Raw genomic sequence first — 23,602 nt, 5'->3', positions numbered from 1 at the left:
AAATCTGTTGCAGGAAAGGGCAAAAAAAATGGCCCCGACAGGGGCCATTTTTGCACTATTTATTCAGGGTTTAACTCTGGGTTGCCTGACGTTTCTCCCAGGCTTTTCGACCCAGTGCAATCACTGTGGTGGCGATGATGGAGGCGACAATCAGGCCGATGGCCAGTACCGCGTTCTGCAGCAGCATCGGGTCGATCACCAGCATGGCGCCCATGCCCATCATCATGATGCCGGACATCAGCTTCAGGGTCTGGCCCTCTTTCTCGGTCAGCTTGCGCTTGCCCATGGTGAGGGAGAACACCAGCACGATCAGCGCCAGCGGAATCACATACACCAGGTTGTACATCACCAGGTAGAAGTAGCGCTCGCTGCTCGGCAGGTCATGCAGGGTCAGTACGCTGGTGTAGATCATCGGGAAGCCCGCGGTGCAGAGCAGCTCATAGGCATTGGCCAGGATGGAGAGCACTACGGTACCGGCGATCATGGTGGACATGCTGCTGGCTTTGGTGAGCTGGCCCATCCGTTTGATCAGGGCGCCCCGGTTTTCCGCCGACATGGAGAGGGAGACATCCCCCTTCTGGGTCACATACTCCCGCAGGTTCACCGCACCCGCCGTCAGCGCCATCAGACCCGCCGCCATCATGATCCAGCCGCCATCGCTGCCACCCAGCAGGGCGAAGATGTTGAGCCAGGCACTCATAAACAGGAAGTAGATGAAGCCGGAGAAGAACACGAAGATGCCGCCGACAATCAGCATGCGGGTGCGGCTCTTGGCGTTCACCATGATGGAGAGCAGGAACAGCAGCACGAAGAAGGCGCAGGGGTTAAAGGCATCCACACCGGCCAGCACCACGGTCAGCAGGGGCAGAGAGAGGGTTTCCGGGGCCACCATGCCGATAAAGGGCAGGTTCACCGGCTGGATGGCAGTGGCTGGTGCGGCTTCACTGCTGTCCAGGCCACAGGTGCCCGGTTCCGCGCTGGCGCCACAGGTGGAGAACATGCCGCCCTGGGCCGGTTCGCTGGCGGCAAACTCTTCGCCCAGACCGGGGTCATTCGGGTCCAGCACGCCACCGTTGCGCTCGTAACATGCCTTCAACTGACTCAGCAGGAACTGGCCGGTGACGCCGTGGCCGTTATAGCCAACCGTGGCCTGGCCACAGTAGGCCAGGTAGGGCACGGAGTTGGCGGGCACGCCGGTTTCCGCTGCCACCTGACGCCAGATAGGCAGGGTTTCCGCATCGGAGACCTTGTGGGATTCCAGCTTGATCCAGGGGTAGTGCTCGGCCAAAGCGTCAACAAAGGGGTGGGCTTCGGCGCAGTGGGGGCAGGTTTGGGACCAGAAGAAATAGAGTGTGATCTCCGGGGAGCCTTGCGCGTCCTTGCCGGTCCAGGTGACGGGCTCTGCGGCGCGGGCAAACAGGCTTAGGCTACAAAGCAGTAGCAGGGTAAAGAGGCGGGCCATGAGGTCTCCTTCGGCCAGGCAAAATCCAAATAGGTCTATAGGGATAGAGCCTATTGTTTCCCGCCAGTTCCGAACACCCCAATTCGGCGTTTCTGATTTGTTAACTGCCTCTCAGAGTTGGGCAAAAAAGGGGATTCTTCTCAACTTTCCCTGTCATTCGAACAGCTTTTTTTACCCTCGCACACAGAGTGAACAGACAGGGTAAAACGCGAGACGCCCACCATTGGGTGGGCGTCGCTGGCGGATCACTCTACTGGGTCAAAGGTAAATGCCTGCCCGCCGATGCTGGCTTCATACATCAGCCCGCCCTTGGCCATGGTAAACACCGCCATGCCGCCGCTGTACTTGTTCTTCGCCTGAGCGGTACCGGCACCGGCACTGGTGCCCTGGCTGCCCGCTTCGGCGGAGGCGCCAGCGGTCAGGGCGACGGCACTGGCCTGCGCACCAAACTCGAAGTTACCGCTGGTGAAATCGTTATAGGCGTCGGCATTCTGGAAGAAGATGATCTGGCTGTACGCCTGTCCCCCCAGTTGCAGACCAAAGGTGACCTGGGCCATTGTGCTGTTGCCGGTGTGCTGACCGCCTTTGAACACCTGCCCTTCACCGTATGCGCCGCCGATACCGATGCCGCCTTTGCCGATAGTGGGAAATACCGCGTAACCGTAAGCGTTGGCAAAGAACTCTTGGGTCGCTCCCGCTTCCTTAAACTTGGCAATGGCCTGATTGACGCTGTCCGCCTGCGCGGGGCTGACAAGCATCAGGGCCAGGGCGGCGACACAGATTGCGATGGATTTCATCTTCTCTCTCCTTAGACCCCGATTGGGCGGGGTGAGGGTGGTTCACTCTGGATCGGCGAATGCCTGGTGATTCGTGCTGAAGCGGCACGCGCTTTTAGCATTGGCGTTTCACTTTGGTGATCCAAGTCTCACTTCAGTTACCTCTTTGAAGCCACTTGAGTATAATCCGCGGCGAATTTTTCGCCGTGCCTAGGGAGTTAAGGTCAATGGAATTGAGTGCCGCGCCGTGTGATGTTGGTTTTATCGGGTTGGGTGTGATGGGCAAAAACCTGACGCTGAACCTGGCGGACAACGGATACCGTGTTGCCGCGTTCGATCTGGACCCGGCAAAGATCGCCGGCGTTGAAGCGCAGGATCGGGCGGAAAGTGGCACAGTCCGGGTAGAGGGCTGCCCTGACATCCCGGCGATGCTGAGCCGCTTAAGTGCTCCCCGTCTGGTGGTGCTCTCCGTTCCGGCGGGGGCACCCGTCGATGCCGTGTGCGAAGCCCTGTTGGAAGCGGGCATCGGCCCGGAGGATGTGGTGGTGGACACCGGCAACAGCCTGTGGACCGACACGGTGAAGCGGGAAGCGCACTATCGCGGGCGCTTTCACTTCTTCAGCACGGCGGTGTCTGGCGGCGAAGTGGGGGCGCGCTTCGGGCCCTCTCTGATGCCCTCGGGTGACCCGCTAGCCTGGGCGCGTCTGGCCCCGTTGTGGCAGGCGATCGCCGCCAAGGTGGATCCCGCCACCGGCAAGCCGATCGAGCGGTTTGAGCCCGGCAATCCGGTGACCGAAGGGGAGCCCTGCGCGGCCTACATCGGTCCGGCAGGCGCGGGCCATTACGTGAAGATGGTGCATAACGGCATCGAGTACGCCGACATGCAGCTGATCTGCGAGGCGTATCATTTGCTGCGCAGTGCACTGGGGCTGTCTCCCGCCGAGATTGCGGCGATCTTCCGACGCTGGAATGAGGGGGTTTTGGATAGCTACCTGATGGATATCAGCGCGGAAGTGCTGGAAACCTGGGACGAGCAGAGCGATGGCCCGTTGGTGGATGTGATCCTGGATAAGGCCGGACAGAAGGGCACCGGTTTGTGGACCGCCGTCTCCAGCCTGGAGTTGGGCTGCCCCGCCCCGACCATTGCTCAGGCGGTGTACGCCCGAGCGTTGTCAGGTCAGAAATCGGAGCGGGTCGCTGCGGCGGAAGTTCTGCACGGGCCGGAGTCGGAGCCCCTGACTGGTGAGGCCGCCGATGCCCTGATTGAGCAGCTTCACGATGCGCTTTACTGCGCCAAGATCTGCGCTTACGCCCAGGGCTTCCAGTTGATGGCGACGGCAGCTCAGGCACAGGGTTGGACCCTGGATTTTGCCGCCATCGCCCGGATCTGGCGGGCAGGCTGCATCATTCGCGCCGTGTTCCTGCACTCCATTGCGGAAGCCTACGAGCGGGACGGCAACCTGGCCAATCTGCTGGTGGATCCCTTCTTTACCGAGCAGTTGCACCGCTATCAGGGTAACTGGCGCCGCGCCGTGGCCCAGGCCACTCTGTTGGGCGTGCCCTGCGGCGCACTGAGTGCGTCGCTGGCCTACTTTGATTCCTACCGTCTGGCCACCCTGCCTGCCAATCTGCTGCAGGGGCAGCGCGACTTCTTCGGCGCTCACGGCTTTGCCCGCATCGACGCGCCGGAAAGCGAGCGCTTCCATGTGGACTGGAGCGCACCGGCGCGACCGGTCAGCCGAAGTCAGTGATAAGGCCCCCCAGCCCCTCTCCGGGCGGTTGGTTTAAAGGGAAAGCCACAAAAAAGCCCACCGCATGCGGTGGGCTTTTGCATCTGTTGGAGCGCTTACGCTAGGTCAAATCGGTCGGCGTTCATCACCTTGACCCAGGCGTCGACGAAGTCGCGGACAAACCGCTCCCGGTTATCATCCTGAGCGTACACCTCGGCGTAGGAGCGCAAGATGGAGTTGGAGCCAAACACCAGGTCGACCCGGGTGGCGGTCCATTTCACTTCACCGCTGGCGCGCTCAACAATCTGGTACAGGTTGCGGCCTGCAGGCTTCCAGTTGTAGGCCATGTCGGTCAGGTTAACGAAGAAGTCGTTGGACAGCACGCCGACGCGATCGGTGAATACGCCGTGAGCGCTGCCGCCGTGGTTGGTGCCCAGTACGCGCATGCCGCCAACCAGTACGGTCATCTCCGGTGCGGTCAGACCCATCAACTGGCTGCGGTCCAGCAACATCTCTTCCGGGGTTACTACATAGTGCTGCTTTTGCCAGTTGCGGAAACCGTCGTGCAGTGGCTCGAGCACCTCAAAGGAGGCCGCATCCGTCATCTGCTCAGTGGCATCACCACGGCCTGGCATAAAGGGCACTGTGATGGCGACACCAGCGTCCTGAGCGGCTTTCTCTACGGCGGCGCTGCCACCGAGCACAATCAGGTCCGCCAGGCTGACCGGCTTGCTCAGACCGGACTGGATCCCCTCCAGTACCGCCAGCACTTTTTGCAGACGCTCCGGCTCGTTACCCACCCACTCTTTCTGAGGCGCCAGGCGGATGCGGGCACCGTTGGCACCGCCACGCTTGTCTGAGCCACGGAAGGTACGGGCGCTGTCCCAGGCGGTGCTCACCAGCTCGGAGATGGAGAGGCCAGAGTTGAGGATCTTGGCTTTCAGCTCGCTGATCTCGGTGTCATCCAGGGTGTAGTCCACCGCCGGTACCGGATCCTGCCAGATCAGGTCCTCCGCCGGCACGTCAGTGCCGAGGTAGCGGCTCTTTGGCCCCAGGTCGCGGTGAGTCAGCTTGAACCAGGCGCGGGCAAAGGTTTCGGAGAAGTAGGTCGGGTCGTTGTAGAAGCGCTCGGCGATCTTGCGGTACTCCGGGTCCATCTTCATCGCCATGTCGGCATCGGTCATGATGGGGTTGAGGCGGATGGAGGGGTCTTCCACATCCACCGGCTTATCCTCCTCACGGATGTCGACAGGCTCCCATTGCCAGGCGCCCGCCGGGCTCTTCTTCAGCTCCCAGTCGTAGTTCAGCAACAGGTGGAAATATCCGTTGTCCCACTGGGTCGGGTTGGTGGTCCAGGCACCTTCGATACCACTGGTAACGGTATCGCGGCCGACACCACGGCTGGTTTTGTTGTTCCAGCCCAGACCTTGCTCCTCGAGTTCTGCCGCTTCTGGTTCCGCACCCAGGTTCTCGGCACGGCCATTGCCGTGGGCTTTACCGACGGTGTGGCCCCCGGCCGTCAATGCGACGGTCTCTTCGTCGTTCATCGCCATGCGGGCGAAGGTGATACGCACATCCTGGGCGGTCTTCAGCGGATCCGGATTGCCATCAACACCTTCCGGGTTCACGTAGATCAGACCCATCATCACCGCAGCCAGCGGGTTGTCCAGGTCGCGCTCGCCGGAGTAGCGGCTGTTTTCGCTGCCGGAGGGCGCCAGCCACTCCCGCTCGGAGCCCCAGTAGATGTCCTTCTCCGGGTGCCAGATATCCTCACGGCCACCGGCAAAACCAAAGGTTTTCAGGCCCATGGATTCATACGCCATGGTGCCGGCCAGGATCATCAGATCGGCCCAGGAGAGGCTGTTGCCGTACTTTCTCTTGATGGGCCACAGCAGACGCCGAGCCTTATCCAGGTTGGCGTTGTCGGGCCAGGAGTTGAGGGGGGCAAAACGCTGGTTGCCGGTGGCGGCGCCACCCCGCCCGTCGGCGATGCGATAGGTACCAGCGGAGTGCCATGCCATACGGATCATCAGACCGCCGTAGTGGCCCCAGTCCGCAGGCCACCACTCCTGACTGTCGGTCATCAGCGCTTTCAGGTCGGCTTTGACCGCTTCCAGGTCCAGTTTGCTGAACGCTTCGGCGTAGTTGAATTCGGCACCAAGCGGGTTGGTCTTGCTGTCGTGCTGATGAAGGATGTCCAGGTTCAGGGCTTTGGGCCACCAGTCATGATTGATCTGCTGGTTACTGGTATTGGCGCCGTGCATTACCGGACAACCGCCGGCCGGTCGGGTGGTTTCCTGACTCATTGAGAACTCCTTTGAGGGTGGGCTCCCACACCAACCGGGCAGAGTGTTCTCTCGAATCGTCGGGTCAGTGCAGGTCATGATTTGGCTCGGAATAAAGTTAGCAGAGGGAAATTTTTAACAAGCCCGCTCTGGATCAATAAAAGTGGCCAGAGCGTGAGGACGTTCGCGCAAGTGGCTGTGGCGTGAGCGGTCTCACGATGGGGTTGTCGCAAAAGTGTCCTACTTCTCATCAGGTTGGGGTGAGACAGGGCAAAGGCCCCCTTGCCGGGGGCCGGTTAACCGCGGTGGGCAGGTTGTCGAGTGGTGACAGTCCCCTCAGCGAGGATGCAGCCAACTGGGCAGCTGCTTGTAGGGGTCGGCATCAACGGTTTGATCGAACGGGATCCCTCCCTGTTTCAGCCGTTCGGCCAGGCTGCCATCGCGGATCTGATCGAACAGGTCGGTACAACCGCCGATAAACTCGCCCTGGATAAAGATCTGGGGCAGGGTGTTCCAGCCGGTTTTGTCCTTCAGCACCGCCCGGATCTTGCCGCCCCGGTTGTCGCTTTGATACGCCACGGAGTCCAGGTCTACCGAGCGGTACTCAATGCCGTACTGCTTAAACACCTTGCGCACCGACCAGCAGAATTCACACCACTCCAGCGCGAACATCACCACCGGGTGCTGAGCATCGGACAGCAGCGCGCTGACCTCCTCCACCGCTGCCTCGTCCAGTGGTTGCGGCGCATCCTGAGTCGGGGGGGGCGCAGCATGGCTGGCGTCAAAGCGGTAACCCGGGGTGGAGCGGGAGATCGCCATCTCCTCCTCCGTCATCTGCTCCGGCACCTCGGCAAACAGCGGCGTGGAGAGGTAGCGCTCGCCGGTGTCCGGCAGCATGCAGAGAATGGTGCTGCCTGCCGGGGCATCCCGGGCAACCGCCAGAGCGCCGGCAAAGGTGGCCCCTGCTGAGATGCCGACAAAGATCCCCTCCTTCTGCGCCAGATCGGCGCAACATTGAAGAGCCTCATTGCCATCAATCGGCAGGTAGTGATCGATGCGGGCACCATCCAGTACCTGCTGGGCCAATTGCGGAATAAAGTCCGGGGACCAGCCCTGCATCAGATGAGGGCGGAAACTGGGATGGCTGGCGTTGTGGGGCTGGGCCAGGCCACTGGCCAGGATCGGGGCGTTATCCGGTTCGCACACCATGATTTTGGTGTGGGGGCTCTTCACCTTCAGCACCCTGGAGACGCCGTTCAGGGTACCGGCGGTACCAAAGCCGGTGACCCAATAGTCCAGTGAGAGGTCTTCAAAGTCCCGGAGGATCTCCACCGCGGTGGTGCGTTCATGGATGGCGGCGTTGGCAGGGTTCTCGAACTGGCGGGATTGCCACCATCCGTGGGCCTTGGCCAACTCTGCCGCTTTGGCCACCATTCCGGAGCCCTTCTCGTGGGCCGGAGTTAACACCACCCTGGCACCAAGAAAGCGCATCAGTTTGCGCCGCTCTACGGAGAAGTTTTCCGCCATGGTGACGACCAGGGGATACCCCTTCTGCGCGCACACCATCGCCAGACCGATGCCGGTATTGCCACTGGTGGCTTCCACCACGGTTTGTCCCGGCTTCAGTTCGCCCCGGGCTTCGGCGTCTTCGATAACGCCAAGCGCCAGGCGGTCCTTGACCGAGCCCATGGGGTTGAAGGCTTCAATCTTGACGAAAAGGTTGGTGCCGTGGGTGTCGATATTGTTGATGCGCACCGATGGGGTATTGCCGATGGTGCCTAGGATGCTGTCGTACCGCATGGCGGGCTCCTCGCACAGACTCAACCCTCCAAGGCTAGCAGTCGAAGGGGGCCTGTGCGGAGCGGACCGTTGAGTGGAAGGGGTGGTGAATCATTCGCAAAGGCAATTTTTCTTCGAAGATGGAGCGATAACTCACTGTCTTCTGGATATTAATGTAAATTTAGAACTGGGCTGAGGTGGGCGGTTTGGTCCACGGGACAGGGATTTAGGGATTGGAGTCGACGGATGAAAACGACGGGATTGGCGTTGGCACTGCTTTTGGTGGCAGGCACGGTTTGGGCGGAAGAGGCTGAGATTGTTCGTCCCGCTTTTACTAACACGAGCTGGGAAGACAAGGCGATTGAGGCGAGCGTATACGCCGACCCTTATGCGGTGTCGCTGTTCTCCGCGCCCCATGGCGAGGATGCGGAGCGGGTGTGGTCCCAGACTAAGTCCGTGGCCTGGTACGGCGTGGGTGTCGCCGGTTTTCTGGCCCTGTTGCCCAGCGACTTTACCAATTGGGATAAGAGCGACGATCGCCTGCTTGAGAAGTGGTGGGATAACGTCCGCGAAGGGCCGGTATGGGACCGGGATGTCTGGTACATCAACTACCTCGGCCATCCCTATTTTGGTGGCGTCTACTACCAGGTGGCGCGCAAGTCCGGCTACCGCCAATGGGACGCCTTCGTTTACTCCTTCCTGATGTCCACCTTCTACTGGGAATACGGGATTGAAGCATTTGCCGAGGTGCCCTCGATTCAGGATCTGGTGGTAACGCCGGTGCTGGGTTGGGTGTATGGCGAATGGGCCTTTAATAAGGAGCGGGAGATCATCGAGCGGGGCGGTACCGTCTGGGGCTCTGAAGGGTGGGGCAGCACCGCGCTGTTCTTCCTTGACCCAGTGGACAGCATTGGCCGTGGCGTCAACCGGCTGTTTGGCAAAGACCTGATCAAAGCGGGCACCGGTTACTTCGGCGTGCAGGAGGTGCCGATGACCAATGGCCGGGTGGATACTCAGTTCCAGGTGAATCTGCGCTACGCCTTTGGTGGTGGGGAAGCAAGCCCGGGGGTCAGCCAGGTGCAACGCAGCAGTGGGGTTCGCCACGCCACCGATCCGGTGGACTTTGGCATGGTGGGGATCACGATCGGTGGGGGTTACCTGAACCTGGACGACAAGTGGCAGGTGAGTAACGAATGGACCCCGGTGATCAGCCTTGGGGTTTACTTCACCCGCGCCTTCTCCGCCCGATTAAGTTACGCCCGCACGGAACTGACGGACGGGCAGACCGGCGAAACCCTGACCTACGAAAACTACAGCCTGGATGGCCAGTACTACTTCAACAGCCAGGCTGATCTTCGCCCCTATGTCACTCTGGGGATCGGCGAGGCGCTTAGGGACCAGGATCGCGATCGCAAAACCTTCCAGGTTAACGGGGGCGGGGGCCTGCACTATCGTCTGAGCCCCAACTGGGCGGTGCAGCTGGATTGGCGTCACTACTACAGCGGCCGCTTCCACACCAATGATGACCTGGTGAGCGGGCAGTTGGTTTACCGCTTCGGCAAGGGCGAACGGGCGCTGTAGCGGCGCTCAGGGAAAGCGCCAGAACAGGGTGACAGAGCCATAGCCATCCACATTGTGGTCCGCCTCCCGGTAGGCGCGGCTGTGGGCTTCAAAGGTGACGCTTGCCCCCCAGCGGGGACGGTAGAAAACATAGCCCAGTACCAGGCTGGCCTGTAACGGCTCGATCGTGGTGTCGGGCACGTCCGGTGGGCGGCTGCCCTCAATGGTGATGTCATTGAAGCGGTAGCGCGCCTCCAGGCCGGTAAAGAGAAACTGCCCTTTTGCACTGCCCGCCAGAGCGCCCGGGTCCACCAACTGGCCCGGCTGGAAACCGGCGCTGGCAAAGCTGCTTCCCAGTCCCTCCCCCCAGCGAAACATGGCGCCCATGGCAGCCTCACTCTGGAAGTTGCCAGCCCGTGCCCGGCCGATGACGCTGATCTCCGGCGTGCGGCCCCAGTCTCCCGGACTCTGTGCCAGACGTCGATCCCCCCGGTAATCCAGGTTGAACACCAGTTGGTTCTCAATCTGCGAATCCCAACCCATGGGTTCATCGGAACCGATCAGAAAGTGGATAAAGCGTTGCCCCTGCTCCGCCAGGGCATTGGGGCCGACAGTGCCAAACAGCAGTTGGTATCGGTCGGCGCGATCCTCCGCATAGCGCGACAACCCGCCCTCCAGAAACAGCAAGCCCGCGTAGGGACGCTCTCCCGGAGGCGGCAGGGGTTCTTCGATGTGTTCCGGCGTCCACATCTGCTGCCCCAGCCGAAGGGAGGTGGCCACGCTCTGACGATCACTGCCGGGCAGAAAATCCGCCATCGTTGCCATCCAGTCGGGGGCCTGTTGCAGAGCGTAGTGGGGGCTGTGATAGCCCAGGAACAACCCGCTGGAATAGTCCCGGTCACTGCCAACCGCCCCGTCATTGTCGATCCCGAATGACAGGGTAGAAGCGTTGTACGCCAGGGCCGGAGCCGCGGCCAGTGCCAGCAGGGTGGTGAACAGAGACTTCATTGAGGTTCCTCCCGGGGCCAACTTAACAGCTTTGTTTGGGGCTGGCGATTGCCCAGTCTCGACCGAGAATCAAACTCTCGCGGTTTGTTGGGCTCTAACTCAAAAGACCCGGAAGCGGGAGGAAGCTGACCATGACCCGGTTTGCAGAAAACGGCGCAACCTGCTCAAATTTCACGCACTTCTATGGTGGAAAATTCCTCAAGCTGCGATCCAGGTCACTGGCGAGCGCTGCCACAGCGAAGACAATACTCCCCCTTTTCTGTCCGGCATTGTCGCTGGCGCCTGACCCATTGAAGTGGATGAGTAATATGATGAGAAACGCGTGGCGAATGCTGATGGTAGGACTGTTGGTGATCGCCTCTTCAGGCTGCTCCCTGCTGGAGATCAAACTGGAGAGCGGCATTGAGCCGCTGCCCCAGGAGCAGCTCAACATGCGGGTGTTCAGCCGGGATTTCTCCACGGTCTTTTATAGTGGCGTTGAGCTTGCGGCAGACCGAATGGTGGCGATGGAGCGGGAGGCGGCCGAGCGGGAAGGGCGGCCGGTGAACATCCTGATCGAGAGCCATGCCCTGATGTGGAAGATTGGTGCGGAACAGGCGCTTCAGCGCAGCATTTTCCAGGCCTCGCCCATCGCTTCTATGGTGGACACCTGGGCACTGACCGGACAGATGGCGGCGTTCTTTGATGGCGGTGACGGGGCCGATCTGTTCGGGCCTTATCAATTCGTGGCAGTGGCAGCCAGCCACGCTCTGGCTGAGGAGTTTGAGTCCACCAGCAAAGGGTTTCTGAGCCGCTCTGACTTTGCGTCTCATCGTCAGTTTATTGCCGACTACGTGGCCGCTAACCCCATCGTGGACCTGAGTTTCCCCCGCACCAGTGCCTTTAATGACTGGCTGGCGTTCCGTGGCATCAGCGAACTGGAAGCGATCACCACTTTCGGTACCGTGCCGGAGGTGATGAGCGACATCTCCGACCGGATGGCGATGATGACCGAGCAGACGCCGAAGATCCTGGGGTGGAAAGCGCAGTTGTATGCGCTGCACGCCAATATCAATGCCGATGAGGTGCAGAAAACCCTGGTGGAGATCAGTGCCACCTCCCGACAGTTCCAGCGGTTGATGGCCCAGTCGCCGGAGATGATGCGGACTCTGGCGGAGGACATGAACCGGGAACTGATGCCGCTGGTAGAACGCCTCGACGAGATGAGCAACGACAAGCTGGCTCAGCTCTCTGTGGAGCGGGAAGCGCTGGTGCTGATGGTTCGCGCTGAACGTCAGGCGTTGGAGGAGATGGTGACCCGGGAGCGGGCCGCCGCCGCGGCGGACCTGGACCATATCGCCCAACAGGCGGTGGAGAAGGCGTTCCAGCAACTGACCACAACCCTGAAGAGCCTGATCCTCTACTTTGTCCTGTTTGTTCTGGTGATCTTCTTCGCCCCACTGGGCCTTGGCGTCTGGCTGGGCAAACGGATGGCGGTGAAAGCCAACTGACAGAAAAAAACGCCACCTTAGGGTGGCGTTTTTTTTCAGCCTAAAGCTGTTGCCTGTCAGAGGTAAGGGCGTCCATTTTCCGAAGTGCTAGGTGTCTCAATGGCACCTAAAAGCAGGTCCTCAAAAAGTAGCGAATCGACTCAGTTTGATGCTGTGCACTGAGCTTTCACGGCGATAGCCGTCCACCTACGCCGACTCGCGGCGCCGAGCGGGAGCGACTGGATATGAAGCCGAGGGCCAGGGGTGAGAGCCGATAGGCACGAACGCGAAGCCAAGGATGGCGTAGCCGGGCTTTTGAACGGAGCAGGGACTGCGCAGTGAAAAAGGCCCGAGTGGCCAGCCGAGCATGGGTGAACGCCGATAGGCGTGAACGCGGAGCCATGGAGGGCGGAGCCGGCTTTTTGGAAAGGGTATGGATAGCCCTTTCCAAAAACGAGTCTGGCCAGAGCTGAAATGAGAAGGAGAGGGAGAGAGGGGCATTCGCCGCGCCGGAGGCATAGGGGAGTCCAGAGGGGCGATAGCCCTTCTGGCGGCCGCCGGGCCGCTCCTGGCAAAGGGGGTTAATGGGTCCTCTACAGTCACTTGCCGGTGGCATCCCCAAAATCAGCAAACCTCATTAGAAAATGGAAAAGTCTACGAATGCCTCGTCATCGGCTGGCCTATCAGGGCTGCCAGGCGGCTGCGGTGCTCACTGCCCAGCCCCTCAAACAGCGCGTCATCCTGCCGGTTGAGCACGTTCTCCAGGACATTGATGGCGTCTTCAATAGCCCGCCGGTGGGCACTGCGCTGGGCGCCCTCCTGCTCCGGGGTGCTCTCCAGCAGAGCCGCCAGCAGACTGCACTGCTCCACCACTTGTTGCTGCAGTGGCGTCAGGCTGTCCCAGTCGCGGGCCTGGCTGGCATGCACCTCGTAGGCCTGCTGCCCATCCAGCATCGCCTGCCCGCTGCGGGCCAGGGTCTGGGCCATTCGGCCTCCCCCCAGCATGCTGGAGAGACCAACGGCAGCCTGACCCTGTCCGGATCCGGGTCTGCCCAGCTGAATACCCATCGCTTGCGCGAGTCCCAACAGCCCCCCCAGTTTGGGGTGAGCGGCAAGCACTGAGGGCACCAGCCCGACCATTTCATCCATCAGGTAGTAGGCCTGACTGCGTGGGGTTTGCAGCAGGCAAGCGACCAATTCACTGAGCTGATATTGCAGCGCTTCTTTGGGGTGGGTTGCCGGGTCGGGCGCGCCTTTCAGGCCGCTCTCCGTCAACAGGTGTCCGGTGGCGGTGCGGATCTCATCCACCGCGGGCTGAACCTGAGGTTTAACCGTCTCGATCAAGCCCTTCTCCAGCACGCCATCGCGCAGCATCTTGCCCAGTAAATTGCCCCAGCCCATGGTGTTCTCGTGATGTTGGTGTTGTGCTCAGTATGCGTCAGAGGGAAAACCGGGGGAAACCTTCTCGCGTTACTCTTTGGCCAGGATCACGGCACCCGGGTGCGACGTTCTGCTGGACGGTTACGTAAAGGTTAATCCGGCGTTGCGGATGTCTGACCCGGCCAGCCCTGCTACAATGGCGCCACTTTAGGGATGACAGGCAAGGACAAGCCTTTGTTAAACATGAAGATACTAAAAAAAGTACTGGCGCTTTCCCTGTGTGGCAGCAGCCTGATGGCACTGGGTGCCGCTCAGGCGGAAACCCTCACCATCGAGCGGATCTTTGGCAGCCCCAAACTGGCTGGCAGCACCCCCCGCGCCCTGGCCTACTCACCGGATGGCAGCCGGGTTACCTACCTGAAGGGCCGGGAGTCGGACCAACACCGCTATGACCTGTGGGAGTACCACATTGCTGATGGCGAAAACCGCCTGTTGGTGGACTCCGACAAACTGCATCAGGGTGAAGAGCAACTGTCCGACGAGGAGAAAGCGCGCCGCGAGCGTCAGCGCATCTACGGCAGCGGCATCATGGAGTACCGCTGGTCTGACGATGGTCAGGCCCTGCTGTTCCCTCTGGCCGGGGACGTCTTCTATTACGATCTGGGGGAATCCCAGGCCCGCCGCCTGACCGAGACCGAAGCGTTTGAGACCGACATTAAGGTCTCCCCGAAAGGCGGTTACGTCTCCTTTATCCGTGACCAGAATCTCTACCTTGTGGATCTGAGCAGTGGCGAAGAGCGCCAACTCACCCTCGACGGTGGCGGCGCCATCAAGAACGGCATGGCGGAGTTCGTGGCTCAGGAGGAGATGGACCGGATGACCGGCTACTGGTGGTCACCGGACGACGCCCACATCGCCTTTATCCGGGTGGATGAATCCCCGGTGGATGAGGTGACTCGCTCCGAGATCTACGCCGATCGCATCGAGATGATCACCCAGCGTTATCCTGCGGCTGGCCGCCCCAATGTGACCGTGAAGCTGGGCGTCGTCCGGCTGGCGGATGGGCAGATCACCTGGCTGGATCTGGGCAAGGAGCAGGACATCTACCTGCCCCGGGTACGCTGGGCCAACGCCTCGCAACTGAGCTACCAGTGGCAATCCCGGGATCAGCAGACTCTGGCGCTGCGCCTGACTGACGTCACCAGCAACAAAACCCGGACCCTGCTGACCGAACGCAGTGACAGCTGGATCAACCTGCACAGCGACCTGCGTTTCCTGAAGAGTGCCAAGCAGTTTATCTGGGCGTCTGAGCAGGATGGGTTCAAGCACCTCTATCTGTATGGTCTGGATGGGAAGCGGGTGCGTCAGCTCACCTCCGGCACCTGGGTGGTGGACAAGCTGGAAGCGGTGGATGAGGAGCGGGGGCTGGTCTATTTCACCGGCCGTCGGGATACCCCGCTGGAGCGCCACCTTTACCGGGTACGGCTGGATGGTGAAGGCAAGATCAGCCGCATCTCCGATCGACCCGGCATGCACAGTGTGACCTTTGCCAAAGACGGGTCCGGCTACATCGATACCTTCAGTGACCCCCGTACGCCGCCTCAGGTTTCTCTGCACGATGCCAAAGGCAAACAGCTGACCTGGCTGGAGCAGAACCGAGTTGAACCGGGACACCCTCTGTTTCCCTATCTGAGTGACTGGGTAAATCCCGAGTTCGGTTCCATCCGGGCGCCGGAGGGGCACAGCCTCTACTACCGCCTCTACAAGCCCGCAGGTTTCGATCCCAACAAGCGCTATCCCGCCGTGGTCTATCTCTATGGCGGTCCCCATGCCCAGCTGGTGACCAACAGCTGGGATAAGCCGTTCCACCAGTACCTGGCGCAGCAGGGTTACGTGGTGTTTACCGTGGACAATCGGGGCTCCAACTACCGTGGTAAGGCGTTTGAAACGGCGCTGTACCAGAAGATGGGCACGCCGGAAGTGGCGGACCAGGTGACCGGCGTGAAACACCTGGGCGCATTGCCCTATGTGGATGCTGAACGCATTGGTGTGTTTGGCCACAGCTACGGCGGCTACCTGAGCCTGATGATGATGTTTAAGGCGGGCGATCACTTTGCTGCTGGCATCTCCGGGGCACCGGTAACCGACTGGCTGCTGTACGACACCCACTATACCGAGCGCTATATGGGCCACCCCGCCAAGGTGCCCCAGGCGTACGAGCAGGCGTCGGTGTTTCCCTACGCCGAGGCGCTGGATAAGCCGCTGCTGATCTATCACGGCATGGCGGATGACAATGTGCTGTTCACCAACACCACCCGACTGATCAAACAGCTGCAGGATGGGGGCAAGCAGTTCGACCTGATGACCTATCCCGGCAAGAAACACAGCCTGCGGGGGGAGGCGACCCGGGTCCACTGGCACACCATGATGGCGCAGTTCTTCGACCGCCACCTTAAGCCAGAGTAAAGAGAAGCCCGCCAACTGGCGGGCTTTTTGTTTTAATTTGATTGGTTAGGGGATGCCGTTGGCATGATGACTCGTTGATCAGTTCAATCTCTTTGCCGGGTGTGCCCCGGCGGGCACCAAAGGGGCCTTGCCCCTCTGGACACCCCTTTGCCTCCGGCGCGGCGAAAACCCCTCACTCCCTCTCCTTCTCATTTCAGCTCTGGCCAGACTCGTTTTTGGAAAGGGCTATCCATACCCTTTCCAAAAAGCCGGCTCCGCCCTCCATGGCTCCGCGTTCACGCCTATCGGCGTTCACCCATGCTCGGCTGGCCACTCGGACCTTTTTCACTGCGCAGTCCCTGCTCCGTTCAAAAGCCCGGCTACGCCATCCTTGGCTTCGCGCTCGTGCCTATCGGCTCTCACCCCTGGCCCTCGGCTTCATGCCCAGTCGCTCCCGTTCGGCGCCGCGAGTCGGCGTAGGGGGGACGGCTATCGCCGTGAGGGCCTTGCGTAAAGCTCTCGTGATGCATTGGAGAGTAGCTCCTGTCGGCACAGAGTTCGTCAGCGAACCGGGAACCAGCGACCCTCAAACACGGTGCCCATCACCTCGATCTGGTTCAGCTTTTTCGGAGGGACCTTGTAGGGGTTCTGGTCCAGCAGGGTAAAGTTGGCGATCTTGCCTGCCTTGATGCTGCCCAGCTCCTGCTCCATCCGCCAGGAGTGAGCCGCGTCGATGGTGATGCCACGCAGGGCGTCGTCCAGGCTGATGGCCAGGTCCGGGCGCAACACGTTGCCTTCATTGGTTTGCCGGTTAACGGCACACCAGACCAAAAACAGAGGATCCGCCGGCGCCATGGGCAGGTCGGAGTGGAGGGAGAGGGGGATTCCCGCCTCCACCACCTCCGCCAGTCGCACCATGGCGTGGGCCCGCTCCGGGCCTAATCCCACTTCCGCGTATTTATTGCCAAAACCGGTGATGTAATAGGGGTTGGCGCTGACGATAGCGCCCAGTTCGGCTATCCGTTTCACCTGCTCCGGGGTGGCGTTGGCAAAGTGCACCACCGTCAATCGGTGATCCTTTCGCGGACGGCGCTTCTGCTGCGCTTCCAGAATGGCGAGCAACTCCTCCAGACCTTGATCACCATTGGTGTGAACCAGGATCTGATAGTCCTGATCCCAGAAGGTTTCGATGATGGCGCGGGTCTGTTCCGGATCCTGGATCCACTCCCCTTTATGCCCATCCAGGTAGCCGTCCTTCATCTGCATCAGCTGGGAGATGATGGCGCCGTCAAACAGGATCTTCACCTGCTTGTCGAAGTAGCGCACCTTGCCGGTTTCCGGCAACAGGCGGGTCTGCGCCTCAACTGCGGCCACCAGCTCCGGTCCGGCCCCATGCTTGAGATAGGGGGACTTGGATTCGGCGGTAAAGAAGGAGTACATCGGTGTGCTGTCGGCGGCCAGGATCTCCGTGTAGAGATCGGCGATGGCGGGCACCACCAGGGCGCCGGGTTCGTTGTAGGCGGTAACCCCATTGCGGTGCAACATGGTGATCATCGAGTTCAGCCCGGCCCGGAAGCGGGTTTCGGAAGCGAGATCCTCAATCACCCGTGGCAGAAAGAAAACCAGGGCCCCGTTTTCATAGAAATGCCCCTTATCCAGATCCGTCTGGGCCTGGGCATCTGCGGGGGCTGTGGCCAGCGCTTCTTCCGTCAGGCCGTACTTTTCCAGCAGGGCGGTATTGGCGTAGAACTCATGCGCTGAGCGGTGCCAGACACCAATGGGGCGGGTACGGCTGATGCCATCCAGCATGGCGCGGTTAAGGCGGCCATGGTAGAGGTGGTGGTAACCCCAGGTCCACAGGGTGGCGTTGGGATCGGTCATCTCGGTTTCCGCCGTTTTCAGGGCGGCCAGGTAATCAAACTGGGCCGTGACCGCAGGCCAGGTGCGATCCGGTAGCTCCCAGGCTTCCGGGGCGATCACCGGCACAGACAGTGCCAGTGCCCCCAGAATCGGATGCAGGTGCTGCTCGATAAAGCCCGGCATCAGGGTCTGCCCCTTGAGGTCATGGGGGCTGGCGTCCGGATACCGTTTCTGCGCTTCGGCCAGCGTGCCGACAAACTGGATTGTGGGCCCCTGGGTGACCACCGCTTCCGCGCTGGGCTGCTCCGGCTCCATGGTGATGATCGGCCCGCCAAAGTAGAGGGTCTCGCTGTCGGCGGCCAGCAGAGCGGGAGTGAACAAGGTGAACAGTAACAGCAGCCAGATGGTTTTCATTCGAAGCCCTTTATACAGAAATCGTCGCATCGTCAGTGTAGTCATTCACTTAGCCCGTGGTGTGGCGGTTGAGCCTTTCGTCGGTTTGCGATCGATTTCACAGCGCAGGATGGCGTTCCCGGTCAAGATGGTTATTGGCATATGCCAATAACCATCTTTTGAGACGGAGTGTTGATGGTACGTCCACGAAAGCCCAGATGCCTGTGTGCCACCGCGCCCTGCAGCCTGTTTAAGCCCAACGGCATTCCCGCCCGGGACCTGCCGCGCCAGCGTCTGACCGCCGAGGAGTTTGAGGCCATCAGCCTGGTGGATGCTCAGGGGCTGAACCAGTTGCAGGCGGCAGAGCGCATGGGGGTGTCGCGGCAGACGCTGGGCAATGCTCTGGGACGGGCGCGGCGCAAGATAGCGGAAGCGATCACCCGGGGACACGCCATTGAGCTGCCGTCTGAGTTCGAAGGAGTGTCTCCCCAATGATTGCCATCCCAGTAGGACGTGAACGTCTGGCCCCCCATTTCACCCGTTGTCAGGAGCTGGCGTTCGCCGACGCTGCTGGCATTCGTCAACGCATGACCAACCCGGCGCTGAAGGGTGGCTGCGCGGACAAGAAAGCGATGCTGAACCTGATTAAACAGCAGGGGGTGGCCGCGGTTGTGGTGGATCAGATCGGGCAACGGCTCTTCGGCAAGCTGAAGGCAGCGGGGATCGAGGTGCTGCGCGCGCCCAGGGGCGTGGACCCGGATGCGGTTATCTCCTTGTGGCGACAGGGCTTGCTGTTGGCGATGCCGGAATCGGCGGTTAACCCCTCCCGGCAGCATGACAAGAAAGGCGGCTGTGGCGGGGGCTGCGGTGGAGGGTGTGGTTGTGGTGGCCATGAGTCCGCTGCACCGCGTCTGGCGCCTGCCAACGCGCCGCACTCAGGCTTTACCATTACCGGGCTGAAGCGGGGATAGTTTACCCGGACCTGAACGGAGCAGGCGTCCGGGCCCGTGAAACTTGCATCCTCGACTGGCTCATGCCAATGTGGCCAACATTTGAACACCGGAGGAGAGACCATGAATCGTGGGATGCTCGCGGGCGCGGCGATGACGCTCGCCGCCGCAAGTGCGGCCGCAGAGGCCAAAATTGAAGTGGGTTTTGGTTATGACCAGGGCCTGGGTGTGATGCTGCAGTTGAACGACACCATCAACGGTTTTGTCGGCAATGATGGCATGACGGTGGACTACCTGTTTGCCCGTGGTAACGCCACTCAGATCGAGAATATGCCGCTCAACTGGTACGTCGGTGGCGGTGCGTTCGTTGAGTGGGATGATGGCTATGGGGTGCGTGTCCCCTTTGGTCTGGAACTCCATATGACTCAGCGCTGGAACGCCTACGTTCAGATTGCCCCCGAACTGGACTTCGACGGTAAGGATAAGTTTGGCGTCGACGGTGCCATTGGCATCCGCTACACCTTCTGAGTGGCTTCCGGTCGCTACCCCGTTAACAAAAAACGCGCACAGCAATGTGCGCGTTTTTTGTGCCTGAACACTAAAAAGTTCTCAAAATCCCTCCTTAAAACCTCTTAAAGCTGCTTAAAAACCCTGTTTAACCCCCAGTTTGTTACCAAGTTGTCGTTTATTCACAGAACCGGCTCTTGCCCTTCGTCATGCTTCGTTTCGCGCCCGGCGAGGCGCCAAGAGATGATGAGGACAGATGATGAAGTACGCAGTAAATCGATGGTCTGCGACGCTGGCGACCGCCATGCTGCTGGGCCTGACTGGCTGTCAGGACGGCAAGGATGGCGCCCCGGGCGAGGATGGTGGCCTGGTATCACCGGTTGCCGAAGTGCTGACCGTTGCGATCACCGACACCCAGATGGTGGAGGGGCGCCTGGCACTTGAGTTTGATGCCCGCAATGAGCTGGACTTTCCGGTGATTCGGATTGAGGGCCTTAAGGTTCAGGCGGTTCAGCTGCAGCCCTATGCGGATGGCGAGCGCTCCCAGTGGCAGGTCCTGGGTTATGAAAAGTGCCAGCCGGGCAAGTGTGCCGGTACGCTGGAAGAGCTGGGCGACGGCCAATACCGCTATACCTTCAGCGGCAAGCTGGATGGCCTCTACAATACTGAATTCCCTCAGCGGGTGCTGTTGACCGTACCCGCCACCAGCCGCTACCCGGAAGCCACTGCCCGTCTGGACGCCATGGCGGATGGCACGGAACCGACCGAAACCCGCAATATCATCGATGACGCGCGCTGCCTGAGCTGCCACGAGTCTATCGATACCATTGTGCACGGTGGTGACGAGACCGCCAGTTGCGCCAGCTGTCACGCTGGCAACAAGATGAGCGACGCCGACAAGGTGTGGCCGGTACTGGCTCACCAGGTACATATCGGCCTGAGCTCCCGTCCGGTGGGCAACTGCTCAAGCTGCCACGAGACTGAAGCCCGGACCGACCTGGCGCAGGCGCTGAACTGGCAGACGGTACCGACCCGTGAAACCTGTGAAAGCTGCCACGATCTGGCCAGCAACCCCATCTATGACCATGCCGGTCAACCCACCAACGAAAACTGCGTTGAGTGCCACAGTGCGCAATCCATCAATGACGCACACCTTGGCGGCTACCAGAAGGCTCAGGCTGAAGATCAGCGTGGCATCGTGACCGTTGACGTGGAAGCCGCCAAACTGGTGGATGGCGCTGAAGTGGGTGAGGCGGCCGGTGAGCACTATGCGCTGATCAGCTTCTCGCTGCGTGACCGTGCCGGTGAGCGTCTGGTTCTGGACGCGGCCAACCCGGGCAACGCCACCTGGATCAAAAACCTCCAGATGTACGTTAACTGGGGTGCCTCCGTGGACTTCACCAACTCCCGCGGTTACAGCATCTTCGTGAAGAGCAACAAGAAGCACGGCGATTCCATCGACGGCGGCTACACGCCGGACGGTGAGCGTCCGCGCACCAAGCCCTACCTCGGCGGTGAACAGCAAGCGGGCGTCTACGTCTACAAGCTGGGCCCCATCGTGACTCAGGATGCGATCTCCGGTGACCTGCTGAACGACAGCGGCTTTATCTCCAACCGCCTGATCTACTGCTTCGATCCAGAGCAGAATCTGGTGGATTGTGACACTGCCGGTCACGCTAAGAATGCCGCCTATAACGAACGCTGGTACTTCACCAAGGATGGCCTGACCGATGCTGAAGCCGACGCCCGTCCGATGATCGTCAGCAACGCCAAGTGCGGCAGCTGCCACGGTTACGACGAGGCCAGCGACAACACCGAACTGAGCTGCCGCAACTGTCACAGCCGCAAGACGGAGATGAACAAGGCGCTGGCGGACACCACCTGCTTCTCCGGTCACGATGACGATGAGTTGGGCGAGCACCTGCTGCCCCGTATGGAACGTGCGATGGCGGTTCGCAGCCAGTCAGGCTTTGTCAGCTCCACCGCCGATGCGGTAGACCCCTGTCTGGCCTGTCACAACCCGAACACTCCGCCAACTCAGGCGATTCGCGAACTGCACACTCAGGCCGGCGACAAGTACTTTGTGGAAGAGCTGACCGTGACCCACCCGGATCACAAGGTGTGGATGCACTCCCTCCACGCCAACCAGCGCGCCACTCAGTCGATGGAAAATGGCGTTCGTAACGTGGAGTACCCGGCGGATCTGGCCAACTGTACCCGCTGCCACGAAGGCGACAGCTTCGGTGTTGACCGTCTGAGCCAGGTAGGCCGCCCGCTGGCGTTGGATCTGGACTACAACCCGGATTCCCAGGCGCACCCGGCCACTGACATCAGTGTGGATGCCTACGTGTCTCCAGTGTCTGCCACCTGCTACGCCTGTCATGCCAAGAAGCCCAATGCACAAGGCCAGCTGGAGATCGTTCCGGCGGTGCGTGCCCACATGGAGCAACATGGTGGTCGCTTTGGTGTGCCGCTGGAGCAGCTGGAAGTGGAATCCTGTGCGGTTTGTCACTCTGTGGACAATCTGAAACAGGCTCACAAGCTGTAACCCTACCCCCCTGCAAATACCGATGTTAGGATGCCTCACCCCACCTTGGGTGGGGCATTTTTTTCCCATCTTTCGGCGCATTACCGGAGGCTGCCTGTGCGACTCTCCCCGCAACTGCGATTCGACCCCGACAAGCTGATTCTGGTGGACATTTCCACCCAACTCTCGACCGAACTGACCTTTACTGAGGCTCGTATTCTCGAGGCGTTGCACGCCGAATCCGGCCAGGTGGTCAGCAAAAGTGCGTTGATGGAAGCGGGCTGGCCCGGTCGCGTGGTGGGTGACTCCTCGTTGCAAAATGCGCTGAGTACCCTGCGGAAAAAACTGGCCCCTTACCCGGACATTGAATTGAAAACCGTGCCCCGGCGCGGCTACATCCTGCACCTTCCCGAGTCCCAGACCCACGTAAAACGGGTACCCCTCAAACCGCTGCTGGCCGCGATGGTGCTGGTGATTCTGGCGCTGCTGGTTGGGGTTCTGCTGTGGCTGGATACCTCACCCCGAGCCCGCTACAACGAGCAGCATCTGCCGGGGCGGGTCAGTGGAGTGGCGGGCCCGGTGTGGGTGCTTACGGAGCCCGGCACTGCCCCGGTTGATGCCAGCGTGTTGTCAGGTCGAATTGCCAATCAACTGGTGCCGGAGCCCGGCTGGAAGCCGCCCTTTGAGCGTTTCCAGGGCATGGCTCTGCTGACCGGGCAGGGAGACAGTCTGGTGATCTGCCCCGGCTATACCGATGGGCAATGTCCCGGACAGAGCCTGATCAGCATCTTTGGCGCCGCGGATAACGGCGGCCAACAGCAGTTGTCGGAGTTTCTCTCCACCAAGATCCGGATGGAGGAGAAAACCTATAACGCTCTGCGCTTCGAAGAGCTGGGTGAGGACACCGGTGGCATGGTTGAGCAGCTCTATTTTGGAGACGCCTACTTTAAGCTGGATCAGGATGAGCGCCTGGCCCGGGCCGACCTTCGCATCTCGGCGGTGCCCCTCGAAGCCCACAGCGGTCTGTTCTATTTTGCCGCCTGTGTGACCGATGAGGATTGCCATACCACGCCGGTGAAGTACCGGGTTCGTGGCCGTTACATTGAAACCGAAGAGCGCTGGGGCGAGCGGCGCGTGACGCGTTATACCGTCACTCCTACGTCGGTGGAGCTTTCCTCACCCAATCGGCTGTCTGACATGGCGAAACGGCTCTATCGCGAGTTCAGAAAAAGCGAACTGGGCCGGGAAGAGCTGGTGTTCTATCGCCTCTACCTGGATGACCGTACCGCCATCTGGATGCTGCCCTTTGCCGACCACTCCATGGTCTGGACACAACGGCGTACTCTCTATCTCTGATGCCGCCCATCGGTGCCACCCAATAAGAGGTGGCACTCTCTGCTCTTAACGCGCTTGCCCAAATTCCTCCTCCTGCTGGCGAGAACTCTGACCAGTCGCGCCTCCCCCCTTTTAA

16 protein-coding genes are annotated in these 23,602 nt (G+C 60.7%); 9 read left to right on the top strand and 7 right to left on the bottom strand.

All coding sequences use genetic code 11. The features are described from left to right. Positions 1–70: 70 nt before the first annotated feature. Positions 71–1,462 carry a thioredoxin family protein gene (locus KUV52_RS03830; protein WP_222524595.1) on the bottom strand — a complete coding sequence of 464 codons (1,392 nt, stop codon included), beginning with the start codon at positions 1,460–1,462 and terminating at the stop codon, positions 71–73. 245 nt (positions 1,463–1,707) lie between these two features. Beyond that, positions 1,708–2,259, bottom strand: a complete 552-nt coding sequence (locus tag KUV52_RS03825) for a YSC84-related protein (protein WP_222524594.1) — start codon at positions 2,257–2,259, stop codon at positions 1,708–1,710. 206 nt (positions 2,260–2,465) lie between these two features. Here KUV52_RS03825 and gndA point away from each other — a divergent pair, with 206 nt between their 5' ends. Then, complete coding sequence (gene gndA, locus KUV52_RS03820; RefSeq protein ID WP_222524593.1) at positions 2,466–3,989, top strand: NADP-dependent phosphogluconate dehydrogenase; 1,524 nt, start codon at positions 2,466–2,468, stop codon at positions 3,987–3,989. Positions 3,990–4,084: 95 nt separating this feature from the next. On the opposite strand, the gene katG is transcribed toward gndA, so the two are convergent. Together katG and KUV52_RS03810 are read right to left on the bottom strand one after the other, a co-directional pair. After that, on the bottom strand, positions 4,085–6,274 hold the full coding sequence (gene katG / locus KUV52_RS03815) for a catalase/peroxidase HPI (protein WP_222524592.1): 2,190 nt from the start codon (positions 6,272–6,274) through the stop codon (positions 4,085–4,087). Between the two features lie 315 nt (positions 6,275–6,589). After that, positions 6,590–8,053, bottom strand: coding sequence for a pyridoxal-phosphate dependent enzyme (locus tag KUV52_RS03810; protein WP_222524591.1), 1,464 nt, complete (start codon positions 8,051–8,053; stop codon positions 6,590–6,592). 225 nt (positions 8,054–8,278) lie between these two features. Between KUV52_RS03810 and KUV52_RS03805 the strand changes: the two genes are divergently transcribed. Next, entirely contained in the window at positions 8,279–9,613 is a 1,335-nt protein-coding gene (locus KUV52_RS03805) for a DUF3943 domain-containing protein (RefSeq protein WP_222524590.1), read from the top strand. 6 nt (positions 9,614–9,619) lie between these two features. Here KUV52_RS03805 and KUV52_RS03800 read toward each other — a convergent pair whose 3' ends face one another. Beyond that, entirely contained in the window at positions 9,620–10,600 is a 981-nt protein-coding gene (locus KUV52_RS03800; protein WP_222524589.1) for a lipid A deacylase LpxR family protein, read from the bottom strand. 311 nt (positions 10,601–10,911) lie between these two features. On the opposite strand from KUV52_RS03800, the gene KUV52_RS03795 reads away from it, so the two are divergent. Continuing rightward, positions 10,912–12,090 (top strand): chemotaxis protein, encoded by a 1,179-nt coding sequence (locus tag KUV52_RS03795; protein ID WP_222524588.1) that lies wholly within the window; start codon positions 10,912–10,914, stop codon positions 12,088–12,090. 633 nt (positions 12,091–12,723) lie between these two features. Here KUV52_RS03795 and KUV52_RS03790 read toward each other — a convergent pair. Next, positions 12,724–13,470 (bottom strand): hypothetical protein, encoded by a 747-nt coding sequence (locus KUV52_RS03790; protein ID WP_222524587.1) that lies wholly within the window; start codon positions 13,468–13,470, stop codon positions 12,724–12,726. Between the two features lie 222 nt (positions 13,471–13,692). Here KUV52_RS03790 and KUV52_RS03785 point away from each other — a divergent pair, with 222 nt between their 5' ends. Further along, complete coding sequence (locus KUV52_RS03785; RefSeq protein WP_222524586.1) at positions 13,693–15,915, top strand: S9 family peptidase; 2,223 nt, start codon at positions 13,693–13,695, stop codon at positions 15,913–15,915. Positions 15,916–16,455: 540 nt separating this feature from the next. Here KUV52_RS03785 and KUV52_RS03780 read toward each other — a convergent pair. Continuing rightward, on the bottom strand, positions 16,456–18,168 hold the full coding sequence (locus KUV52_RS03780) for an amidohydrolase (RefSeq protein WP_222524585.1): 1,713 nt from the start codon (positions 18,166–18,168) through the stop codon (positions 16,456–16,458). A gap of 174 nt (positions 18,169–18,342) precedes the next feature. On the opposite strand from KUV52_RS03780, the gene KUV52_RS03775 reads away from it, so the two are divergent. From KUV52_RS03775 to KUV52_RS03755, 5 genes are all read left to right on the top strand, one after another. Then, positions 18,343–18,642 (top strand): DUF134 domain-containing protein, encoded by a 300-nt coding sequence (locus tag KUV52_RS03775; protein WP_222524584.1) that lies wholly within the window; start codon positions 18,343–18,345, stop codon positions 18,640–18,642. Next, entirely contained in the window at positions 18,639–19,118 is a 480-nt protein-coding gene (locus KUV52_RS03770) for a NifB/NifX family molybdenum-iron cluster-binding protein (protein WP_222524583.1), read from the top strand. Before KUV52_RS03775 ends, KUV52_RS03770 begins: the two co-directional genes overlap by 4 nt. Positions 19,119–19,220: 102 nt before the next feature. Then, positions 19,221–19,625 (top strand): hypothetical protein, encoded by a 405-nt coding sequence (locus KUV52_RS03765; RefSeq protein ID WP_222524582.1) that lies wholly within the window; start codon positions 19,221–19,223, stop codon positions 19,623–19,625. A gap of 238 nt (positions 19,626–19,863) precedes the next feature. After that, positions 19,864–22,152: a multiheme c-type cytochrome gene (locus tag KUV52_RS03760; RefSeq protein WP_222524581.1), complete on the top strand. Its 2,289-nt coding sequence runs from the start codon at positions 19,864–19,866 to the stop codon at positions 22,150–22,152. Between the two features lie 96 nt (positions 22,153–22,248). Next, a complete protein-coding gene (locus KUV52_RS03755; RefSeq protein ID WP_222524580.1) occupies positions 22,249–23,487 on the top strand; it encodes a transcriptional regulator in 1,239 nt (412 codons plus the stop codon). The last annotated feature ends 115 nt before the right edge of the window (positions 23,488–23,602 follow it).

Source organism: Ferrimonas balearica (assembly GCF_019802055.1).
GTDB classification, from domain to species: domain Bacteria; phylum Pseudomonadota; class Gammaproteobacteria; order Enterobacterales; family Shewanellaceae; genus Ferrimonas; species Ferrimonas balearica_A.
This window is presented reverse-complemented; position numbering and strand designations above follow the sequence as displayed.